The following is a 19,920-nucleotide window of genomic DNA, read 5'->3' as shown; positions in this document are numbered from 1 at the left end:
TTGCAGGCTGGTTTAGGAAAAACGCCTCTATTAGCGGCATTATTGATCCCCCCCGATAACTCCTAATAGAGCATTTTAACAGCCTTTATTGAGGCTTTTAAAATGCTATTGGGTATGAAAGTAATAACCCTATAAAGATAGCCAAACCCACGTAATGATTATTTAAAAACGCTTTAAAACAGGCATCTCTTTCACGTTTATGAATAAGCGTTTGTTGGTATGCCAATAGGCCCACAGCAATACTTAAACCAACGCCAAATGCGACACTTAAATGATTGCTTATACCAATAAAAGCAACCAACGCTATAAATACAGCATTAAGTAAAAAGATAATATGGCGGTCGTATTTACCAAATAAAATAGCGGTTGATTTTACCCCTATTTTTAAATCGTCGTCCCTATCAACCATCGCATACATGGTGTCGTAAGCCACTGTCCAGCAAATATTGGCTATAAATAATAACCATGCCTGCTGTGGTAGTGCATTAATTGAAGCCATATACGCCATAGGAATAGCCCAACCAAATGCAGCCCCTAAAACAACTTGAGGTAACTGTGTATAGCGCTTCATAAAGGGGTAACAAAAGGCTAAAGCCAAAGCACCAAAAGAAAGCAAAATAGTATTGACGCTAAGCATTAATACTAAAATGAACGCAATAACTATGAGTAGTAAAAATAGACTAAGTGCTTCACCACTACTCACCTGTCCTGAAGCTAGCGGCCGTTGAGCTGTGCGTTTTACCGAGCCGTCTATTTTTCTATCTGCAAAATCATTAATTACACACCCTGCGCTACGCATAACAACAACGCCCAGCGTAAATATAATAAAGTTGAGTAAGCTCGGCACCCCACTATTAGCAAGCCATAAAGCCCAGTATGTTGGCCAAAGTAATAACAAGGTACCAATGGGCTTATCTATACGCATTAACTGTATATAATAAGGAATATGTTTTGGCTTTAAAGCGGCTAATTTCATGAGTATAAATATGCTCCAGGTAAAAACACTTCACACACTAAAAACTTATATTCTTTGAGTGAGAATACACTTCGACGCCCTAGTAAGTTTTTCTCGGGTAAGTTCAATTTTGTAACTAATTGCTGAATAGGGTGCGTGTCATCAAAATAAGCAATTTCTATATCCGTTCGTTTTAATGCTGGGTCTTGAAAAATCACATCACCTAAAGGACGCTCGCCCATATTGTGCAAAGGATTAATAGAATCATTTTTAGGAAGCCAGCTTTGTGCGTACACCACAGGTTTGTTATCGCACAGTAAGAGAACTTCTCTATTAATAGCTGTTTTAGCTGTGCTGTTTAGTAGTAAGTTTTGCTCTGGGCTTAAAGTAAATAACTGCTCACTTAATACCTTTACATTAAAAGTTTTTGAGTTACTTTTTAATTTAGCCGTTAATGAATTCTGTTCAAAAAGCCACTCTTGCTCTAGAGGAGATAAGTCACTTATATAAGAAGTGGACTGCCAATTAGCAGATATAGACAGAGGATAAGTAATCACAATAGCTCAACAAAATAAAAAACAACGAGATGATACCATTGCCAAAGCTTTTGAAAAAGTCATGTTTTATAACCATAAATAATTGCTTGGCGCTGTTTATTACCTACTATTAAGTATAAACTATTTGTAACAAGTTTTAAGAAACGCTTTAAATATGAAAAAAATAGTATACGCAGGTCTTTTTACGTTCTTTGTAAGCGTTATAAGCTTTACAGCTCGTGCTGAATCCACAGTTGGTTATTTTGGTTTTGAGCCAGATATAATCACCAACTACATTGGCGCATCAAGTAAAAAAATGGGCTATGTGCGTGTAACTATTGATTTAATGCTTACTGACACTTCTGATATTGCAGTGGTTGAACACCACACGCCATTACTTCGTGATGCCCTAGTAGAGATTTTATCTAAAGAACCAGAAGAAAAAATAAAATCACTTACTGGCCGTGAAGAAATACGTGCAAAGTGCGCCGAAAAACTAAAAAGCCTGCTAAAAGAAGAAACAGGACAAGAGATCATCCGTGAAGTCTTGTTCACTAAATATTTATATCATTAGTATTTAACGTTTTGCGTTAAATATTTTGGCGGTATAGGCAAAAGCCATACCGCTAAGTAACCCACCTAAGTGCGCCCAATTAGCCATACCTACAAACAATACATCAGCAAACCCAAGCACTAACCAAATCAACATAAAGCCAACAATAGCCGTACTTACAAGCGCAGGCTTGTTAGGATTTAAAAAGCTATGAATCCAGCAAAAACCAAGTAGCCCATACACCACACCACTCAAGCCGCCAAAGTTAGGACCAACCATTAAGTATTGTGCCCAATTACTTATAAGTGCAGTTACTAAAAACAAACCTATTAGGGTGAGTTTTCCGCATTGTTTTTCGATATTGTCACCAAGCGACATCCACCAAATTAAATTAAACACTATATGCATCGCGCTAAAATGTACGAGGGCGGGCGTTAACCAACTTAAAGGCTGCGTAGGTTTAAACTGCATCATGGTGTAAATGGTCTCAAAACCACCTAGTAAAAAAGCAAAATAAATTATAACGCTTACAATACTTACGGTTTGATTTAACCAGCTAAGCGCTTTAAATCGCGTCATTAGATTAAGTGATTGCCCTTGGTATTTAAGCGGCGATTGTGTGCTACCTACATCCCATGAAGCTTGTTGATAGCGTTCATGGTTAGGGTTTTGTGTAAATTCGGCCCATAAAGGTTGTATTTGATGAAAATGCTCAGGCGCAACACTAATAATGACATTGCTACCATCTGAGGAGCTTAATTGTCCTTGTAAACCTTGGCTTTTTAAATAATCTATAAAGCCCTGTGCGGCGCGCGGGTTATTTAAACTGCCAAGCTCTATCATCGCTCTACTTTCTCGCTGTAAGCAGCTTCCCAAGCTGTAAAGCCGCCATCCATACTGTAAACGTCTTCAAAACCTTGCTCAACTAAGTAGCTAGCTGCGCCTTGTGAGCTCATACCGTGGTAGCAGACAATAATAATTGGCTGATCGAATTCTTTTTCCATCATAAATTGTGCGATATTACCGTTAGAAAGTGCTTCTGAGCCTGGAATGCGACCGGCTTGATACGAATTAGGATCGCGAATATCTGCAATTACCACGTCTTCTTTATCTAAAAGCTCTAACGTTTGCGCTATAGAAATATGTTTAAATGCCATTGAAATCTCTTTAATTAATAGTATAAAAAAGGCGGCTAAAGCCGCCCTTCTTGTAATTTAGTTAGGAACTAATCCCAGTTTAAAATTACTTTACCTGACTGACCTGAAATCATCATATCAAAGCCAGCTTGGAAGTCATCCACAGAATATTGATGTGTAATGATTGGGTTTAAATCTAGGCCAGATTGAATCAAACTTGCCATTTTGTACCACGTTTCGAACATTTCGCGACCGTAAATACCTTTAATCACTAAACCTTTAAAAATAACTTGGTTCCAGTCAACTGCCATATCAGATGGTGGAATACCCAGCATGGCAATTTTACCGCCGTGGTTCATATTATTAAGCATTGAATTAAACGCGCTTGGCACACCTGACATTTCAAGGCCAATATCAAAACCCTCTGTCATACCTAGCTCTTTCATTACATCTTCAAGCTTTTCATTGGCAACGTTTACAGCGCGTGAAGCCCCCATTTTACGTGCTAAATCTAGGCGGTATTCGTTTACGTCGGTAATTACAACGTGGCGAGCACCAACATGTTTTGCAACAGCTGCTGCCATAATACCAATTGGGCCTGCACCAGTGATAAGTACATCTTCGCCAACTAAGTCAAACGATAGTGCGGTATGAACTGCGTTACCAAATGGGTCGAAAATAGAAGCGAGTTCGTCAGAAATATTATCTGGAATTTTAAATGCGTTAAATGCAGGAATAACTAAATATTCGGCAAACGCACCTTCACGGTTTACACCTACACCCGTTGTATTACGGCATAAATGTACACGCCCTGCACGACAATTTCGACAATGCCCACACGTAATATGCCCTTCGCCAGATACGCGGTCGCCAACCTGAAAGCCACGAACTTCTTGGCCCATATCAACGACTTCACCAACATATTCATGGCCAACAACCATAGGCGTTGGAATGGTTTTACTTGCCCATTCGTCCCACTTGTAAATATGTACGTCGGTACCACAAATAGCTGTTTTGCGAATTTTAATCAGTAAGTCGTTATGACCTACTTCTGGCTTTGGTGCATCTGTCATCCAAATGCCCGGTTCTGCTTTTAATTTTGATAATGCTTTCATAATCCACACTCAATTAAAAAACCGAAGCAAGGCTTCGGTTTAAAATAAAATTAAATAACGCCCATTTCTTTACCAATACGGGTAAATGCATCGATAGCTGTATCGAGTTGCTCAATACTATGTGCCGCTGAAATTTGTGTACGAATACGCGCTTGCCCTTTTGGTACTACAGGGAATGAAAAACCAGTAACATAAATACCTTCAGCAAGTAGCTTATCAGCCATTAACGAGGCTACTTTGGCATCTCCTAGCATTACTGGGATGATTGCATGATCTTTACCTGCACACGTAAAACCAGCAGCTTCCATTTGCTCACGGAAATATTTAGCATTTGACCAAAGTTTAGCGCGAAGCTCGCCGCCATTTTCAAGCATTTCAAGTACTTTAATTGATGCAGTAACAATTGAAGGCGCTAATGAGTTTGAGAACAAGTATGGGCGTGAACGCTGACGTAACCATTCAACAATTTCTTTTTTACCTGATGTATAACCACCTGAAGCACCGCCCAGCGCCTTACCTAATGTACCGGTGATAATATCTACACGGTCTAATACATTACAGTACTCAGGTGTACCCTTACCGTTTTCGCCAACAAAGCCAACTGCGTGAGAGTCATCTACCATTACAAGCGCATCATATTTATCGGCTAAGTCGCACACAGCTTCTAAATTACAAATAACGCCGTCCATAGAAAACACGCCATCGGTAGCAATTAGTTTAGTTTTAGCACCGGCTTCGTCTGCTGCAATAAGTTGCTTCTCAAGATCAGCCATGTCGTTATTTGCATAACGAAAACGCTTAGCTTTACATAAACGTACACCGTCGATAATTGATGCATGATTTAATGAATCAGAAATAATAGCGTCTTCTGCGCCTAAAATAGTTTCAAACAAACCTGTGTTTGCGTCAAAACATGAAGAATATAAAATAGTATCTTCTGTTTCTAAAAACGCACTGATTTTTTGCTCTAGTGTTTTATGGATATCTTGAGTGCCACAAATAAAACGCACTGAAGCCACACCAAAACCATGATTATTTAAACCATTCTGCGCCGCTTCAATTAACTCTGGGCTATTAGCTAAACCTAAATAGTTATTAGCACAAAAGTTGATTACTTTACCTGATGCAACTTCGATTTGAGCTTGCTGCTGGGACTTAATAATACGTTCGTTTTTATACAAACCTTCGGTTTTTACGTCTTCAATTTGCTGTTGTAGCTGGCTAAAAAAAGCAGATGCTCTCATCTAGGTTCTCCATATATTTGAACGGGTAAACAACCGCACTTTCGCGGCTGTTTATTATGCGGGGTATTGTAAAAGTTTAATGGGTAAAATGCACGGTTTGCAGTTCGTCGCAAACGCCCTCAGTTGGAAGGAATTCCTGCCAGTTTACAGGCTGTTTATTTATGTTTTTAAAAGTGCAGGTAAACTACTTATAGAATCGATAATTAAATCAGCTTCTTGCTTAGCGCTTTGGTCAAAGCTTTGCCCTGAACGCACTAAAACGCGTGTAGTGATGCCCGCTTTTTTCGCAGCCTGCATATCACTGAGCTTATCGCCCACCATAATACTGCAAACAGGGTCGATATTATGCTCTTGTATGCCCTGTAATAACATTCCTGGCGCAGGCTTTCTGCAACTGCACTCTTTCAAATATTCAGGGCGCGCTTTTTTAGGGTGATGCGGGCAAAAATACACATCGGTAACTGCAATGCTGTGGGCACTAAACTGGTCTTTCATCCACTCGGTCAGTGCTAAAAAATCAGCTTCGGTGTAATAACCTCGACCAATTCCAGATTGATTAGTGACGATTATGATTTTATAGCCTGCATCATAAAATGTTTTACAAGTGCTAAAAACACCGTCAATAAATTCAAATTTATCACTTTGATACACATAACCATGATCAACATTTACCACGCCATCTCGGTCTAAAAAAAGCGCTTTATTTTTTTGTTGTGCATTCATTACAAAGACTCTTTTTGTACAACATGGTCAAACATCGCTTTTACATCATCAACTGTAATTTGGCTCATTAGATCATCGCCTTTTACGCGTGTCCCCCACGCTACTTGCTCAGCCGTTTTACCTGTTTGCTTAAGCAAGTTTTGGTGATAAACCTCAACCACGTAATCTTGGTATAAGTAAGGACCTGTGCGTGCTGGGTTTGAATGAGCATATAAACCAATAACCGGCGTACCAACTGTTACTGCCATATGCGCAGGACCCGTGTCGGGCGCAAGCACTAAGCTGCCACGCTTTAACACGCACAACAACTCTTTGAGTTTTGTTTTACCTACTAAATTTAAAATAGGCGTGTTGCTGTGCTCAATAATGCTATTTGCTAGGTTAATTTCAAGTTCTGTTGGACCACCCGTCAATACCACCTTAAAGCCTTGCTCGCTTGCATAATCAGCCAATGTGGCATAACGATCAGCGAGCCAATTACGCTGCGCTTTACTAGCTGCGGGCGATATTACTAATAGTTTATTAGTTAGGTATTCTGGTGTTAGTAACTCATCTGCAACCGCTTGGTCTTGCTCGGTATATGGCATGTTCCAACTCGGTTTATAATCAGAAACACCAATGGCTTTTGCAAAACCTTTAAAGCCTTCAAGAACGTGCGCCTGAGCTTGTGGCTCTATTCGTTTATTAATAAATAAGCTATGTAATTCTTTTGAACGAGCCCAATCGAACCCTATTTTTACTTTTGCAGGAATACAACGCGCTACAAACCCAGCCCTTAATGCAACTTGCATATTAAGAAGCACATCAAACTTTTGGTTGTTGAAGCGTTGCTTTAAGCTTTTAAGCGCTGCTTTGCCTTGCTTTTTATCAAATACCACCAGCTCAACACCCTGTAAGTCAGCAAGTAACATGGCTTCTATTTTGCCAATTACCCAGGTGATTTTCGCATTCGGGTGTGCTTTTTGAATGGCTTGTACAGCACTCACACCATGACATACGTCACCAATGGCTGAGAGTCTTAATATACAAATAGATGAATAATTAGGAGCTTGAGTCACACATTCCCTTAGGTATTAAATACAAAAGCCGATCTTAAATTATAATCACGCTATTGCAAGCACTTATCCTGCGCTTTAAAACGCGCTAATATAGACACATTATTTAGCAATTACACAGAGCTATGTTTAAACAACACGTGCAAGGCAATCACACGCTATTAAGCCACCCTAAATACACAAGCCAAATTACCCTCGATTGGTTTGATGCAAATTATTGGCAACAACAAAATAAAATTGTGGGCGCTAAAAAAGGTCGAGCAACTGCGTGGTTTTTTAAGCAAGACGAATTAACAGCCGTACTTAGGCATTATTGGCGCGGTGGCTTAGTGGGTAAATTGCTAAGCGATCAATATTTATACCCAGGACTTGAACAAACCCGCGTATTTAAAGAGTTTAGCTTAATGAGTAAGCTTATAGAGCTTGGTTTAAACGTACCAACCCCTGTTGCAGCTAAAGTAACCCACAGCGGATTAATTTACCGTGGTGATATTATTACCGAGGCTGTTAAAGGTGCTAAAAGTGTACTCGATATATTAATTGAACGCCCATTGACTGAAGATGAGTTGGAGCGCATTGCTAAAACAATCGCGCTATTTCATTCAAAAGGTGTGTATCACGCCGATTTAAACATTAATAACATATTGTTTGATGATACTGGTGATGTGTATATTATCGACTTTGATAGAGGTGAAATAAGAGCGCCGAACCCACAGTGGCAACAAAGTAATATGGCACGCCTTGAGCGCTCATTTTTAAAAGAGCAAGCTCGAAATGATGTATTTAATTGGCAAGTGAATGACTGGAAAACTCTGCACAGCAACTACCTCAAAACACTCGCTAATATAAGTTAACTTAGTTAGCCAATGCTAAATACTGCAGAGCAACCTGCTCTGCCTGTACTTGTTTTAGAATATCTGCGTTTTCTACATTTGGCTTATCTGCTAGCACCTGCTTAACGGCATTGGCTAATGCCTCACTTTGTTGAACGGGTACTAAATATTTACTCAGCTCGCCTGTTAATATCTCGCTTGGTCCAAATGTACAATTAGTGCTAACTACCGGAGTACCCACCGCTAAAGCCTCAATTAATACCGTTGGCAGCCCTTCAAAATCAGAGCTCAAAACTAAAGCTTTGGCATGCTTAATCCAGTTGTACGGGTTTTGTTGAAATCCAGGCACTACTAACTGTTTATCTATGCCATATTGCTGTGCAAGCTTTAACACTTTTGCAGGTTTATTACATAAAAGGACTAACTTGTATTTTTTATCAAGCTTTGCAAATGCTGCAAATAATATATCGTGGCGTTTTTGTTTGGCGAGCCTTCCTACATGAATTAAGTAAGGCTCATTTGGGATGTCGTTATTTTTCTCATTTGCTTGTTGGTTTATTTTTTCAAAATCGAACGGGTTATAAATAGTCGCGATTGCACTTGGGTTAATTAAATCCCCTTGTGTTATTTCTTTTTCAACACCCTTTGATACGCAAATAAGTGATTTACCATTTAAGTTTTGCTTACTTTTTTTAAGGTATAAATATGAAAATGGACCTAACTTTTTTTGACGGGCAAGTTCTGAATTGACGGAGTTATGAATAACAAAGTGAACATTTTTGATATTACTAAGCGCGAGCAAGTTATTACTTCTATCAAGGTTAGAAAGCACTAGGTCAATATTGCCAATCTCGCTTTGTTTTTTTTCAAACCACGCTTCTAATCGCAAAATACTATTTTTTCGCTGCCAGAATCTATCTACTTTAGATGCTCTATCAGGAAAAAGGCTATCAACTTTAACTATATCAGGAATGTCATACTCAGCGTTGCTCGCAAGAGATAATATAGTGACATTGTGCTGTAGTTTCGCCATTTTTTCAGCCAAAGTAAGCATTACTTTTTCAGCACCACCACCTACTAGTGAATCAATTACAATCACTATATTCATAAGCGATCTCCTACAAGCATATTTTTTATGCCAGTAGTGATCACGTCGAAGCTATGTGTACTATCGAGTTGCTTATACTTACCAATAAATTCACTATAAAAAGGCTCGGTAATAACTTGAGCTATTTTCGTTGTAATTTCATCAATATCAAGATTCGCTTTTATTACAACACCTGCATTAACGCAATGATCCAAACGTGTATTTTGATCTTTTGAGATAGCACATGCCACAACAGGGGTTTGAACTGCAATTGCTTGCAATAAAGTATCTCCACCACTAAGTAATGCGACTTTAGCTTGGCTCATTAATGCCAAAAATTCGGTTCCTTGCAGGCTTGATAAACAAGTAACCTCATCACTTTTAGGAATTGCTTTATTATAATTTGCACCAAACACAACAACTGCTTTTAAACCAGTATGCTTAGTAATTTTAAGCGCGGCTTTAAAGTAAACCTCAGCACAATTAAGATTATTTAATATATGCCCGCCAGAACCCGCATTAACAATAAAATAGCCATCAGATACTAAGTTATAGCGATTTAAAACATCACGTTTTTGCTCACAAGAAGCAAATGCAACAAAAGGGCCTACATTACGAGGGTGTGCCAAGGGAAATATGTCTAACTTCGCACTTTCAGCCCATGTAAGTGGCTCAATACAATAATCAGGCTGTACAACCCAATGTGTATCAATTAAATTAATCCTGTTTAGCTTCAATCCCTTAGCGCGTTTTTTTGCATGCTGAGAAATAAATATAACTTTAGCGCCTACTTTTTTAGCCGCTTTCATATGCCCTGCACGTCCTGCACAATCAAAAACAACGACGTCAGGTTTAAATTGCTCTATAAAGTCGCAAACAGAATCAAGCTCTTTAGTCGCTGAGTGTTCAAGCAATGTGGCTTCAAAAGGACACTTTTTTGCGTAGCTTGTATGCTTGTTTAGTATGAAGTGAATATCGAGAGAATCAGTAAGTTCTGCCTTTAAACTTTGAGCCAACAACAACGAGCGCATATATTCACCAATGCCTTCTGGTGATGATACGGGAATAAATAAAAGTCGTTTGTTGCTCATTACATTCTCAATTTCCTATTTGAACTCCAGTATACCAATCAGATACTTATTACGATAGCTAGGTTACATTTTAATATATTAAATTAGCTCTATAAATTTGATTATTTACTGCAATAACAAGCTTAGGTTGATAAACTTAGCCGCAATCTAAATCACAAGGATCTGAACTTTGCGAAACAGAATTTTTCTACTTTCTACTCTTTTTTGCGCTATGAGCGCGTCAGTTAATGCTGAACCATGGGTAAAACCCGATGATTACGGTCTTAGAGCTGATATTCAACAATTAGCTGATGCCGGTGTTATTTTAGCTCCTGTAACTACCTATCCGCTTATGTGGAAAAGTTTTATAAGTGATCTGCAAAGCATGCCGCTTGAGCAATTATCTCCAAGCTTGCAAGATGCTTTACTTCGCGTTAAGCATCGATATAAATCAGAAAATAGCAGCTCGCATAGTCTTCAATTATCAGCTTTTGCAGCCACAGATCCGATCATAGCAACAAGCTTTGGTGCAACAAATACACAAGAAACAGAGCTTTCAGCAGCTTACGCTTATTTAGGCGATAACTTTGCAGCTAAAGTAGCTATAAATTACAGAAGCGACGGTAAAAAATGTTTAGTTGATGGAAAAACGACTGACGATATAGTTACCGATGAGCAAGCTTTAACCGATTGTAACGATACCTCACTTGACGATAGTTACTTAGCTTACCGTTTAGGTAACTGGATTTTTAGAGCCGGTGCTGTTGAGCAATTTTGGGGACCTGGTGTTGATAACAGCTTAATTATGTCTGGTAATGCGAAACCTTTACCTGCACTAAGTGTAACCAGAGAAAAAAGTACTGCTTTTGAAACACCATGGTTAAGCTGGATTGGTCAATGGGGCTTTACCGCACAAATGGCTAAACTTGAGTCTACACGTGTAATTCCTGATGCTTTACTTTGGAGCAGTAGATTAAATATACGCCCAATACAACAATTAGAAATTGCTGTTAGCTGGTCTGCACAATGGGCAGGAGACGGCCAACCAGGCTCTGCAGGTGATTTTATTGATGTCATAACTGGGCAAACAGCATGTATTGATGGCAATGTTAGTTGTGATAGCCAATTAGAGTCAAAAATAGGTAATCAATTAGCAGGCATAGATATTCGCTGGTCAGATACACTTTTCAACCAACCTTATGCTGTATATGCCAGTACGATTGGAGAAGATGCCAGTTCGCAGTTTAAGCCAGCCGATAGAGCCTATTTGTATGGTGTACAGACAACACAACGTGTATATGATCAAAACTTATTAATAAATGTAGAGTACATAGATACAGGTGTTTCATGTCAAGCTGAATCAATAGTTGAAAATTGTTACTATGAGCATTCAGATTACAAATCGGGTTACCGTTACCACGGTCGCACTATTGGCTCTACTTATGATAACGATGCACAGTCAGTTGTTTTCACCCTATTAGGTCAGTTATCTAATGGAGACGATTGGCAGGTAAAATTACGCAGTGTTGATTACAACAGCGATAACCGTGACCTTTATCCTAATAATCCTGACTTAGGAAATACAATTACTAAAACAGGCTTTAATAGTAAGCAATTAGAGCTTCGTTATAGAATGCTTTCTATGGGAGGGCGAGTCACTTTAGGTGCTTTTGCATCTAACAATGACGGTGCTGAAAACGATACATCAGCATTTGCTAAGTATGAATTAAATTTTTAGTAAGTTACTTTATTAAAAATAAAAAGGGATGAAAACACTGTTTTCATCCCTTTTTTGTATTTTTTAAGCAAACTTAAATCAGTAATTATACCAATTGCATTAAATTAGTGTTCTATTATAGCGATAAGAAAACAGCTCAATAACAAGGCTAAAATTATGATACATAGTTGTTCTATATAAATAGTTTTTAACGTAGTTAGTGAGTTATTTAATACGCTAAAATGATCATGTTTTTAATAAAATTGGTATTACTGTTTAATTTTACTAATTACTTTTGATGTTGAGCACCCATCTAAAAATTCAAGCACTTCAACTTTTCCGCCATGGCGAAGTACATGCTCAGCACCCGCTATTTGCTCTACGGTGTAGTCGCCACCTTTAACTAAAATATCAGGGCTTATTTGCTCAATTAATTTAGCGGGAGTATCGTTTTCATCTAAGCTACCAAACGGAATAACCCAATCAACTGATGAAAGTGCGCTAAGTACCATCGCACGCTCATCTAGTGGGTTAATAGGGCGTTCTGCCCCTTTTAAACGCGTAATTGATTCATCATTATTTAATCCAACAACGAGTCTATCGCCTCGTGCTTTAGCTTGCGCTAAATAACGTACATGCCCCGCATGTAAAATATCAAAACAGCCATTAGTGAATACAATGGTTTCGCCGTTTTGTTTTGCAAATTCAATATGCTGAAGTACATCATCAAATGGTGTTTGGTAATGCTCACCCGTAGTATGTAAATACTGACCAAGCTTGCGGCTTAGCTCCTCTGGCGAGACAGTTGCAGCCCCAAACTTACTCACAACGATACCTGCGGCTAAATTAGCAATTTCGACAGCATCTTTAGGTTCCATGCCAGCACCAAGCATAACCGCGAGTGTAGCTATAACCGTATCACCGGCCCCGGTTACATCGCTTACTTCAAGCTCTTGCGCTGCAAAATCAAATTTTTCATCTGCACTAATAAGCGACATACCTTGCTCAGAACGCGTAAGTAACATAGCTTTAATGCCATTTTTGCTTATTAAATCACGCGCACTTGCTGCTAAAGCTGCTTCTGAATCGGTTTGACCACCCGCTAACTTAAACTCATGTAAATTAGGCGTAATGTAATCAGCACCTTCGTATAAGTGTAAGTCTGGCGATTTAGGGTCAATTAAAACGGTTTTTCCGGCGCCCTTAGCAAGGCTTACCATTTCTTTAATTAAGCTTAAAGATCCTTTGCTGTAATCAGAAAACACAATGAAGTCGTATTCATCAAGTACAAGCTCTAAGCGGTTTAATAAAAGCTGGCTGTGTTGCTCGGTAAATGTTTCTTCTAAATCAAGGCGAACGAGTTGTTGATGGCGGCTAATAACACGCATTTTTGAAATAGTCGGTAAATCACATACACTGACTAATTGTGAGCTTATTTTTTCACCTTTTAGGATGGTCTCTAAAATCTGCCCGCTTTCGTCCTCACCAATTAAACCCAATAAGCCAACTTTTGCATCTAAACGCGCTATATTTTTTGCAACGTTAGCTGCGCCACCGGCTTTGTCTTCAAATTTACTTACTTTAACAACCGGTACTGGCGCTTCTGGCGAAATTCGACCTGTATCACCATACCAATAGCGGTCTAGCATTACATCGCCAACAACTAATATTCGTGCCGCTGATAAGTTTTTTAATAACGATAAATCCATTACTGCTGCTCCGCAACAACCATATCCATGGCTTCACATAACCAGTGACCTATAAACATGTGAGCTTCTTGAATACGTGCTGTTTCGTCATTTTTTATAATAATAGGTAACTTAGCAATGTCTTTTACTTTACCGCCATCACGTCCAGTTAATGCAACAGTAAAAGCGCCTAGTTTATTTGCAGCCTCTAATGCTAAATTAATATTGTTACTAGTACCTGATGTGGTTAAACCAATAACTAAATCTTCTGGCTTGCATAGCGCTTGAACTTGGCGTTCAAATACCGTATCAAAGTGATAATCGTTGCTGTGCGCTGTTAAAATTGAGGTGTCGGTGGTCAATGCCATTGAGGCAAGCGGACCTCGTTCTAATTTATAACGCACTACAAATTCTGCAGCTAAATGCTGTGCATCTGCTGCACTACCACCGTTACCAAACCAAACAATCTTGCCACCAGCTTGTAATGCACTATGGCATGCTTCTAACAATTGCATAGATTCTTGATGATAAGCCTCCATCGTTTCAAATAATGCCTGATGACGGTTTAATGTTTCAACGTAGCTAGTTGCCACTGAATCGATAATTGACATGAAAAAATTCCTCTTGGAACTGAAATGGCAGGAAAAATTAAATTCATTATTCCATAATTTTATTTAATTGTGTGTATTTTATCGGGTTATAACTGAACCCAGACCATATTTTATAACGAGTCTGTTTAGAAAACGGCTATTTCACGGTAAACTAACGCCACTTCCCTTTAAGAAAGATCAGTATGGCACGCATTTTTTACTCATTCGCATTAATTATTATTAGCCCACTGATTGTATTTTATCTCTATATTTTACGAGGTAAAAAAAACCAAGGCTATCGTGCACACTTTAAAGAGCGCTTTGGGTTTGTCAGTAAGTCTTTATTTACGGTTAAGACTAAACCTTTAGTTTTTCATTGTGCTTCTGTTGGCGAGGTACTTGCCGCAACGCCACTTATTAAAGCTTTGCAAAAAGTGCATCCAAATTTAAATATACTTATAACCTGTAATACTCCAACAGGCAGAGAGCAAATACTTAGCCAGTTTAAAAATACTGTAGCGTGTAGCTATTTACCAATCGATTTCCCGTTTGCGACGGCTCGATTTTTAAAGCGTATAAAGCCACAAGCATTATGTATTTTAGAAACCGAGCTATGGCCAAATTTAATGGCGATAAGCCACAAAAAAAACATACCAGTGCTTGTCATCAATGCAAGACTCTCTGAAAAGTCACTGCAGGGCTATCAAAAGGTCGCTAAATTAACGCATATTATTATGCGCTCAATTACGGTACTTGCGAGTCACAATAAAACAGATGCTACACGCTTTATTGAACTTGGTCTTGAAGCTTCAAAAAGCCATGTAACAGGCTCAATAAAATTTGATATAACACCAAGTGAAGAGCAACTAGCTAAAGTACTCAACCTTAAACAGCTTTATAGTAGTAATGAACGCTTTGTATGGGTGGCAGGCTCAACACATCCTGTTGAGCATGAGCTGGTACTTTTAGCCCATCAAGAATTACTAAAAAAGCAACCGAACGCATTACTTATAATTGCCCCGCGCCATCCAGAGCAATTTGACAAAGTGGCAGAGCTTTTAACGCAAAGCCCACTTAGCTTTAGCCGTCGTAGCCAAAATAACTATAATAATGAGCAAATACTCCTTGCTGATACGCTTGGTGAATTACAGTGTTTATATGGCGCTGCAAATGTGAGCTTTATTGGTGGCAGCTTAATTCGCAGAGGTGGGCATAACCCACTGGAATCAGCAGCGTTTTCGGTAGGTGTAATAACAGGTCCACACACATACAATTTTGACCATGTTTATCCCGAGCTAACAAAGCTCAAAGGTGCTGTAGTGGTTGATAGTAACGACGAACTCGCAAAGCAGCTTATAACGTTTAGCCAAAACACAAAAGCGTGCCAAACCTTAGGTATTAAAGCTGCGCAATGCGTAACTAAAAACCAAGGTGCTATACAAAAAACACTTAACATTATTAATCAATATTTAGAGCCAAAACCGTGACCAACATAGCTATAAGCCAAACCCGTGAATGGGTGTCATCTGTTATTGTTAAATATAACTTTTGCCCATTTGCACGTAAAGAAGTGGAAAATAACTGTATTCATTACATAGTAAGCTCTGCAACGAGCATGGATGATGCTGTAATGGATATGCTTGAGCAATGTGTTGAGCTTGACCGTGAACCAGAGCGCGAAACAACCCTTATCATGTTTGACAATGGCTTTAGTGACTTTGAAGACTTTTTAGACTTGGTCGATTTAGCTAATGCACTTTTAGTCGCGCAAGGCTTTGAAGGTAAGTATCAAATCGCTAATTTTCATCCTGATTACGTATTTGCTGACAGTGATGAAACCGATGCCGCAAACTACACAAATAGAGCGCCCTTTCCTACATTGCATTTAATCCGCGAAGCAAGTATGAGCGAAGCACTTGATAGTTATAACGAGCCTGAATCTATTCCTGAGCATAATATAAATCTAGCAAGGCGTAAGGGGATTGGTTTTTGGCAGCAGTTACTTGAAGGCTGTAAAAAACCGAGCGCTTAAATGCTCGGTTTTATTTTGGTTTGTGCAGAACAAGACAATAACAAACGCTTATTTTTTAACCCAGTTGCCATTTACTTCAACGTAATGACCACTTTGGGTTTTTTCAATTGTTTTAGCGGCAGCAAGTGCTTCTACTTGTGAAAGCGACAAGTTATTCTTTTTAGCGAGCTTTAAGTACTGCGCTTTACGCTTTGCATTTATGTCATCAACAACGGCTTTTGCCTCTGCGTTTTGTACAACAAGTCCTAAATAACCAGAGCTATCTTCACCTACTAAACCTTGGTTTTTAGCGTCATCAAGGCTAATAGCCCAAGCAGAGAAAGACATACATACTGCACTAACTAACGTAATAATATTTAATTTTTTCTTCGTATTCATGTTCTAGCTCCTTAAAATAACTCACTGTCGTCACTAAATAAATTGTCGAGTTCTTTATCTACTTTTACGCGAATTTCGTGATCGACCTTCACATTTAAATTAATAGTAATGGGTTCTTTAGCAGACACCTCAACACGATGCGTGCAAGCACTTAGTGTACTAATAGCACTCAGCGCGAGCAGTACTTTTATCAATAACGACTGTCTCATTATTAGTTTCCTTTTTGTGAGTATTGTTGCTCAACTTTTTGTGTAATTTCGTCACTTAAACGCAGTGCGCGTAAAAGTGTAAATACGTTTTCTTCGTGGTTATAATTAAAGTTAACCTGCTGCTGCTCTGCTTTATTATAGCCTTGCAAATTAACCCCTAGTTTTAACCAACCATCATTTTTTAGTGCCACACTGCTATTAAGTTTTTGAATATCTAAATTAGTTAATAGCCCTAACACAGGTTGTAACTCTTGCTGTTGCTGCATTACTGAATCAAAAGCGGCATTATTGGTAATTTTTAAATTACCTGTTCCTTGGCTAAATAAGCTACCGTCAATTATTTCAATTTTTCCACTATCAAAGTGAACCGGTAAAGACCCCGCCAAGCGTCCCGTTAATACAATGCCCGACTTATCGTCGAGTGTAACAAGTTTGCTTGCATCAATATTTTCAAACTTAACATTAGCAACTTGGTTTGGCTTCCCTACTGTGTAGCTATCTAATGAAAACTCGCCACCAAACACACTTCCTTTTACATCATTTATAAGCGCGGTATTGTTATTAACTTGCCATTGACCTTTAATAGTTTTAACTACGGCACCGGCTCTAAATTCATTTAAATTAAAGTTAGTTGGTATTACATTAAGCTTACCTGAATTATATTCCCCGCTAAATGTACTGCTTAAATCACTCGCAAGGTAATCGTTATACAATGCACTTGTATGACTAATCCCTATATTGAACAGTGCATTTTGTAAGTTTATATCGCCACTAATATAGCCATTAAATTCGCCCTCTGTTAACTGTGCAAGTGGCTCAAATTGACTAATAAACGCATTTAACGACAGCGCACTTTGTTCAGGAATAACCACTTCAAATGGATGAGCTTGCGACGACATATGATGATTTATCACTAACTCAACATTATTTATAAATGCGTGATGCGTAGCTTTTAGTGCACGGCTTTGCAAGCCCGTAGACTCTACTTTTATATTATTAAGTTTTATGTCGGGGCTATTAACAGCCTTTATATTCGTTTTTGCTGTTAGATCAGCAAATAACTCACCTACGCCTAAATTAGCATTTGCTGTTAATGTGTTACTTATATCTGTGCCTTTAAATTCTTTATATTCTGCGCTTTTTAATTGCTGCGTTAACGTTACTTCTGTGTTTAACTGTTTATCCATTTTTGCAGTTAAATCACCTTGGTATTGCACTGCACTTATATCAAACGCATCTACACTATTAAGCGTTAATTTAGCATTTATAAGCCCAATGGGTTTTAAGTCTATAAACTCACTTATATTAAAGTGACCACTAAGGCTAAGCCCATCCGCTGTTGCAGGTGCAAACTCAGGTAAATTTTCAAGCACAACGGCGTAATCGCCTATAATTGCAGCGCCAGATAACTGAGCATTAACGTTAATATTATTTATATCGGGTGTATTTATTTGAGCTGACAAAGTTGACTGTAAGTCTTCAAATGGAGATGTAATATTTAGTGTTGTATCTGTTATTAAAATATCAAATTGCTTATCGCCCACGCTTACCAAATTAATTGCAGGTACCCTCAACCCACTAGCCTCTAAGCTAATTGATTGAGGGAGTTTAAGTTGCCAATTTAAAGGAACTTGTTTGCTAATAAAGCCTGCATATTCACTTGGTGGAATTAACTCAGTACAGCTTGGTGTTAAATTAATTTTGTTATTAAGCAAATCGGTATTAAACATTAACGCTTGGCTATTTAAATTAAAACGCGTCGCCAATTTACCAGTGGTTAATACGTTAACTTTGCACTGCTCATACGTGTGAGCAAACTGGGAGCTAATATCGCCATTTAACTCAAGTTCTATACCATCAAAGCTAAATGCTTGCTGAGTATTAAAGTTAAAATCTGCTATTAATGTATTTTTAGTGTTTATAACGTGCTTTAAAAAAGTGTCATTAATTTCAAACTGACCCCTTACTTTATTAGCAGTCAAAATTGCACTTGCGTTTATATCACCTGAGACATTAAATTTATTTAGTTCGGGTTCTAATATGCTTATTTTAAGTGGCTTACTGAGCTCATCACTTTTTACTACAAGCTGTTTAATATTGATTAATGGGCGATTTAAGGGAAGTGCTAAATCGAGATTTTTAGCAAGCTGATTAGCATTATCACTTTTAGGGAGTGGATTAACTGTTAGCACTGCATTTTCAATATCTACACGCTTTGTATTTGCAGTAATATCCGTCAGTTGTAATTGTTGATTTTGATAATTTACACACACTTTATCAGCATGAATATTTAAGCTAGACGTGATTGAAAAATCAAGGCAGTTTAATGTGACACCCGCTTTTTCGAGCTCAGGCGCTATAGCCCACTGTAATAAAGGCAAGCGAAATACATAACCAAGCAGTAAGGTACTTAGTAATAAAACGCCAACAATTAAACCAACTCGCTTAAACATACTATCCTTAAATGCTTTGTGCTTTTAGCTATACTAATACCAACCTGCATAAATCTTTGATCAATTTAACGAATTAAATTGCACTATAACGTCGTTAAAAGTTTTTTATTTAGAACAACTAGATATAAAAACTTTTGCCTAGTTCTAGCGTAATTTTTTTAACGTTAAATAGACCCCATATATAAGCAGATTGGTATAATCAAAAAAGGCTGCACAATGCAGCCTTTTTTATTTTACAGTAAGATTATGAATCTAACTTGTATAAACGTAAATATAATTAACCTACGTTTTTACGTGCATTACGGAACATACGCATCCACGGGCTATCCTCGAGCCACTCATCTGGGTGCCAAGAGTTGGCAACGCTTCTGAATACACGTTCTGGATGCGGCATCATTACAGTGGCACGACCATCAGTTGACGTAATACCGGTAATACCTTCTGGAGAACCATTAGGATTCGCTGGGTACTGCGTTGTAGGGTTACCGTAGTTATCTACAAATTTAACCGCTACAGTGCCGCTATCAAGCGCCGCTTTAGTGGCTG

21 protein-coding genes are annotated in these 19,920 nt (G+C 38.4%); 5 read left to right on the top strand and 16 right to left on the bottom strand.

The window, feature by feature from the left end; translation table 11 throughout:
* Positions 1-97: 97 nt before the first annotated feature.
* Both ubiA and L652_RS0104530 read right to left on the bottom strand, forming a co-directional pair.
* The gene (gene ubiA / locus L652_RS0104535; RefSeq protein ID WP_024595696.1) at positions 98-976 is read right to left on the bottom strand and encodes a 4-hydroxybenzoate octaprenyltransferase; all 879 of its coding nucleotides are present in this window, start codon (positions 974-976) and stop codon (positions 98-100) included.
* Complete coding sequence (locus L652_RS0104530; RefSeq protein WP_002961048.1) at positions 973-1,512, bottom strand: chorismate lyase; 540 nt, start codon at positions 1,510-1,512, stop codon at positions 973-975. Before L652_RS0104530 ends, ubiA begins: the two co-directional genes overlap by 4 nt.
* Positions 1,513-1,666: 154 nt before the next feature.
* Between L652_RS0104530 and L652_RS0104525 the strand changes: the two genes are divergently transcribed.
* Positions 1,667-2,065, top strand: a complete 399-nt coding sequence (locus L652_RS0104525) for a flagellar basal body-associated protein FliL (protein ID WP_002961049.1) — start codon at positions 1,667-1,669, stop codon at positions 2,063-2,065.
* Positions 2,066-2,068: 3 nt separating this feature from the next.
* Here the strand turns inward: L652_RS0104525 and glpG are convergent, their stop codons facing one another.
* From glpG to L652_RS0104495, 6 genes are all read right to left on the bottom strand, one after another.
* The gene (gene glpG / locus L652_RS0104520) at positions 2,069-2,887 is read right to left on the bottom strand and encodes a rhomboid family intramembrane serine protease GlpG (RefSeq protein WP_024595695.1); all 819 of its coding nucleotides are present in this window, start codon (positions 2,885-2,887) and stop codon (positions 2,069-2,071) included.
* Positions 2,884-3,201, bottom strand: coding sequence for a thiosulfate sulfurtransferase GlpE (gene glpE, locus L652_RS0104515; RefSeq protein ID WP_010554397.1), 318 nt, complete (start codon positions 3,199-3,201; stop codon positions 2,884-2,886). Before glpE ends, glpG begins: the two co-directional genes overlap by 4 nt.
* A gap of 68 nt (positions 3,202-3,269) precedes the next feature.
* Complete coding sequence (gene tdh / locus L652_RS0104510) at positions 3,270-4,295, bottom strand: L-threonine 3-dehydrogenase (RefSeq protein ID WP_024595694.1); 1,026 nt, start codon at positions 4,293-4,295, stop codon at positions 3,270-3,272.
* A gap of 50 nt (positions 4,296-4,345) precedes the next feature.
* Positions 4,346-5,539 (bottom strand): glycine C-acetyltransferase, encoded by a 1,194-nt coding sequence (locus L652_RS0104505; RefSeq protein WP_002961055.1) that lies wholly within the window; start codon positions 5,537-5,539, stop codon positions 4,346-4,348.
* Positions 5,540-5,698: 159 nt separating this feature from the next.
* On the bottom strand, positions 5,699-6,262 hold the full coding sequence (gene gmhB / locus L652_RS0104500) for a D-glycero-beta-D-manno-heptose 1,7-bisphosphate 7-phosphatase (protein WP_024595693.1): 564 nt from the start codon (positions 6,260-6,262) through the stop codon (positions 5,699-5,701).
* Entirely contained in the window at positions 6,262-7,320 is a 1,059-nt protein-coding gene (locus L652_RS0104495) for a glycosyltransferase family 9 protein (protein ID WP_024595692.1), read from the bottom strand. The genes gmhB and L652_RS0104495 overlap by 1 nt, the downstream gene beginning before the upstream one ends.
* 122 nt (positions 7,321-7,442) lie before the next feature.
* Here L652_RS0104495 and L652_RS0104490 point away from each other — a divergent pair, with 122 nt between their 5' ends.
* Positions 7,443-8,171, top strand: a complete 729-nt coding sequence (locus L652_RS0104490; protein ID WP_024595691.1) for a 3-deoxy-D-manno-octulosonic acid kinase — start codon at positions 7,443-7,445, stop codon at positions 8,169-8,171.
* 1 nt (position 8,172) lies between these two features.
* On the opposite strand, the gene L652_RS0104485 is transcribed toward L652_RS0104490, so the two are convergent.
* Both L652_RS0104485 and L652_RS0104480 read right to left on the bottom strand, forming a co-directional pair.
* Entirely contained in the window at positions 8,173-9,258 is a 1,086-nt protein-coding gene (locus tag L652_RS0104485) for a glycosyltransferase (RefSeq protein ID WP_024595690.1), read from the bottom strand.
* Complete coding sequence (locus tag L652_RS0104480) at positions 9,255-10,328, bottom strand: hypothetical protein (RefSeq protein WP_024595689.1); 1,074 nt, start codon at positions 10,326-10,328, stop codon at positions 9,255-9,257. The genes L652_RS0104485 and L652_RS0104480 overlap by 4 nt, the downstream gene beginning before the upstream one ends.
* A gap of 211 nt (positions 10,329-10,539) precedes the next feature.
* Here L652_RS0104480 and L652_RS0104475 point away from each other — a divergent pair, with 211 nt between their 5' ends.
* A complete protein-coding gene (locus tag L652_RS0104475; protein ID WP_050582113.1) occupies positions 10,540-12,045 on the top strand; it encodes a capsule assembly Wzi family protein in 1,506 nt (501 codons plus the stop codon).
* A 248-nt stretch (positions 12,046-12,293) separates the two neighbouring features.
* On the opposite strand, the gene hldE is transcribed toward L652_RS0104475, so the two are convergent.
* Together hldE and L652_RS0104465 are read right to left on the bottom strand one after the other, a co-directional pair.
* Complete coding sequence (gene hldE / locus L652_RS0104470) at positions 12,294-13,733, bottom strand: bifunctional D-glycero-beta-D-manno-heptose-7-phosphate kinase/D-glycero-beta-D-manno-heptose 1-phosphate adenylyltransferase HldE (protein ID WP_024595687.1); 1,440 nt, start codon at positions 13,731-13,733, stop codon at positions 12,294-12,296.
* Positions 13,733-14,323 (bottom strand): SIS domain-containing protein, encoded by a 591-nt coding sequence (locus L652_RS0104465; RefSeq protein WP_002961065.1) that lies wholly within the window; start codon positions 14,321-14,323, stop codon positions 13,733-13,735. Before L652_RS0104465 ends, hldE begins: the two co-directional genes overlap by 1 nt.
* A gap of 182 nt (positions 14,324-14,505) precedes the next feature.
* On the opposite strand from L652_RS0104465, the gene waaA reads away from it, so the two are divergent.
* Positions 14,506-15,789: a lipid IV(A) 3-deoxy-D-manno-octulosonic acid transferase gene (waaA, locus tag L652_RS0104460; protein WP_024595686.1), complete on the top strand. Its 1,284-nt coding sequence runs from the start codon at positions 14,506-14,508 to the stop codon at positions 15,787-15,789.
* A complete protein-coding gene (locus L652_RS0104455) occupies positions 15,786-16,334 on the top strand; it encodes a DUF1415 domain-containing protein (RefSeq protein ID WP_024595685.1) in 549 nt (182 codons plus the stop codon). The genes waaA and L652_RS0104455 overlap by 4 nt, the downstream gene beginning before the upstream one ends.
* Before the next feature lie 48 nt (positions 16,335-16,382).
* Here L652_RS0104455 and L652_RS0104450 read toward each other — a convergent pair whose 3' ends face one another.
* From L652_RS0104450 to L652_RS01000000123235, 4 genes are all read right to left on the bottom strand, one after another.
* On the bottom strand, positions 16,383-16,712 hold the full coding sequence (locus tag L652_RS0104450) for a YdbL family protein (RefSeq protein ID WP_002961068.1): 330 nt from the start codon (positions 16,710-16,712) through the stop codon (positions 16,383-16,385).
* 11 nt (positions 16,713-16,723) lie between these two features.
* Positions 16,724-16,921, bottom strand: coding sequence for a YnbE family lipoprotein (locus L652_RS0104445; RefSeq protein ID WP_024595684.1), 198 nt, complete (start codon positions 16,919-16,921; stop codon positions 16,724-16,726).
* Positions 16,922-16,923: 2 nt separating this feature from the next.
* On the bottom strand, positions 16,924-19,374 hold the full coding sequence (locus L652_RS0104440) for a YdbH domain-containing protein (protein WP_024595683.1): 2,451 nt from the start codon (positions 19,372-19,374) through the stop codon (positions 16,924-16,926).
* A gap of 277 nt (positions 19,375-19,651) precedes the next feature.
* Positions 19,652-19,920, bottom strand: a 269-nt coding sequence (locus tag L652_RS01000000123235; protein ID WP_033013215.1) for a phosphoribosylformylglycinamidine synthase subunit PurQ, incomplete at its 5' end; no start/stop codon positions are given.

It is taken from the genome of Pseudoalteromonas sp. TB25 (assembly GCF_000497995.1).
In the GTDB taxonomy this organism is placed as follows: domain Bacteria; phylum Pseudomonadota; class Gammaproteobacteria; order Enterobacterales; family Alteromonadaceae; genus Pseudoalteromonas; species Pseudoalteromonas distincta.
This window is presented reverse-complemented; position numbering and strand designations above follow the sequence as displayed.

Excerpts from the sequence above, each read along its gene's own strand:
- L652_RS0104505 (WP_002961055.1), bottom strand. The coding sequence starts at position 5,539 with ATGAGAGCATCTGCTTTTTTTAGCCAGCTACAACAGCAAATTGAAGAC.
- L652_RS0104490 (WP_024595691.1), top strand. The coding sequence starts at position 7,443 with ATGTTTAAACAACACGTGCAAGGCAATCACACGCTATTAAGCCACCCT.
- glpG (WP_024595695.1), bottom strand. The coding sequence starts at position 2,887 with ATGATAGAGCTTGGCAGTTTAAATAACCCGCGCGCCGCACAGGGCTTT.
- L652_RS0104465 (WP_002961065.1), bottom strand. The coding sequence starts at position 14,323 with ATGTCAATTATCGATTCAGTGGCAACTAGCTACGTTGAAACATTAAAC.
- L652_RS0104485 (WP_024595690.1), bottom strand. The coding sequence starts at position 9,258 with ATGAATATAGTGATTGTAATTGATTCACTAGTAGGTGGTGGTGCTGAA.
- L652_RS0104445 (WP_024595684.1), bottom strand. The coding sequence starts at position 16,921 with ATGAGACAGTCGTTATTGATAAAAGTACTGCTCGCGCTGAGTGCTATT.
- waaA (WP_024595686.1), top strand. The coding sequence starts at position 14,506 with ATGGCACGCATTTTTTACTCATTCGCATTAATTATTATTAGCCCACTG.
- L652_RS0104450 (WP_002961068.1), bottom strand. The coding sequence starts at position 16,712 with ATGAATACGAAGAAAAAATTAAATATTATTACGTTAGTTAGTGCAGTA.
- L652_RS0104475 (WP_050582113.1), top strand. The coding sequence starts at position 10,540 with ATGAGCGCGTCAGTTAATGCTGAACCATGGGTAAAACCCGATGATTAC.
- tdh (WP_024595694.1), bottom strand. The coding sequence starts at position 4,295 with ATGAAAGCATTATCAAAATTAAAAGCAGAACCGGGCATTTGGATGACA.
- L652_RS0104525 (WP_002961049.1), top strand. The coding sequence starts at position 1,667 with ATGAAAAAAATAGTATACGCAGGTCTTTTTACGTTCTTTGTAAGCGTT.
- L652_RS0104480 (WP_024595689.1), bottom strand. The coding sequence starts at position 10,328 with ATGAGCAACAAACGACTTTTATTTATTCCCGTATCATCACCAGAAGGC.
- glpE (WP_010554397.1), bottom strand. The coding sequence starts at position 3,201 with ATGGCATTTAAACATATTTCTATAGCGCAAACGTTAGAGCTTTTAGAT.
- hldE (WP_024595687.1), bottom strand. The coding sequence starts at position 13,733 with ATGGATTTATCGTTATTAAAAAACTTATCAGCGGCACGAATATTAGTT.
- ubiA (WP_024595696.1), bottom strand. The coding sequence starts at position 976 with ATGAAATTAGCCGCTTTAAAGCCAAAACATATTCCTTATTATATACAG.
- gmhB (WP_024595693.1), bottom strand. The coding sequence starts at position 6,262 with ATGAATGCACAACAAAAAAATAAAGCGCTTTTTTTAGACCGAGATGGC.
- L652_RS0104440 (WP_024595683.1), bottom strand. The coding sequence starts at position 19,374 with ATGTTTAAGCGAGTTGGTTTAATTGTTGGCGTTTTATTACTAAGTACC.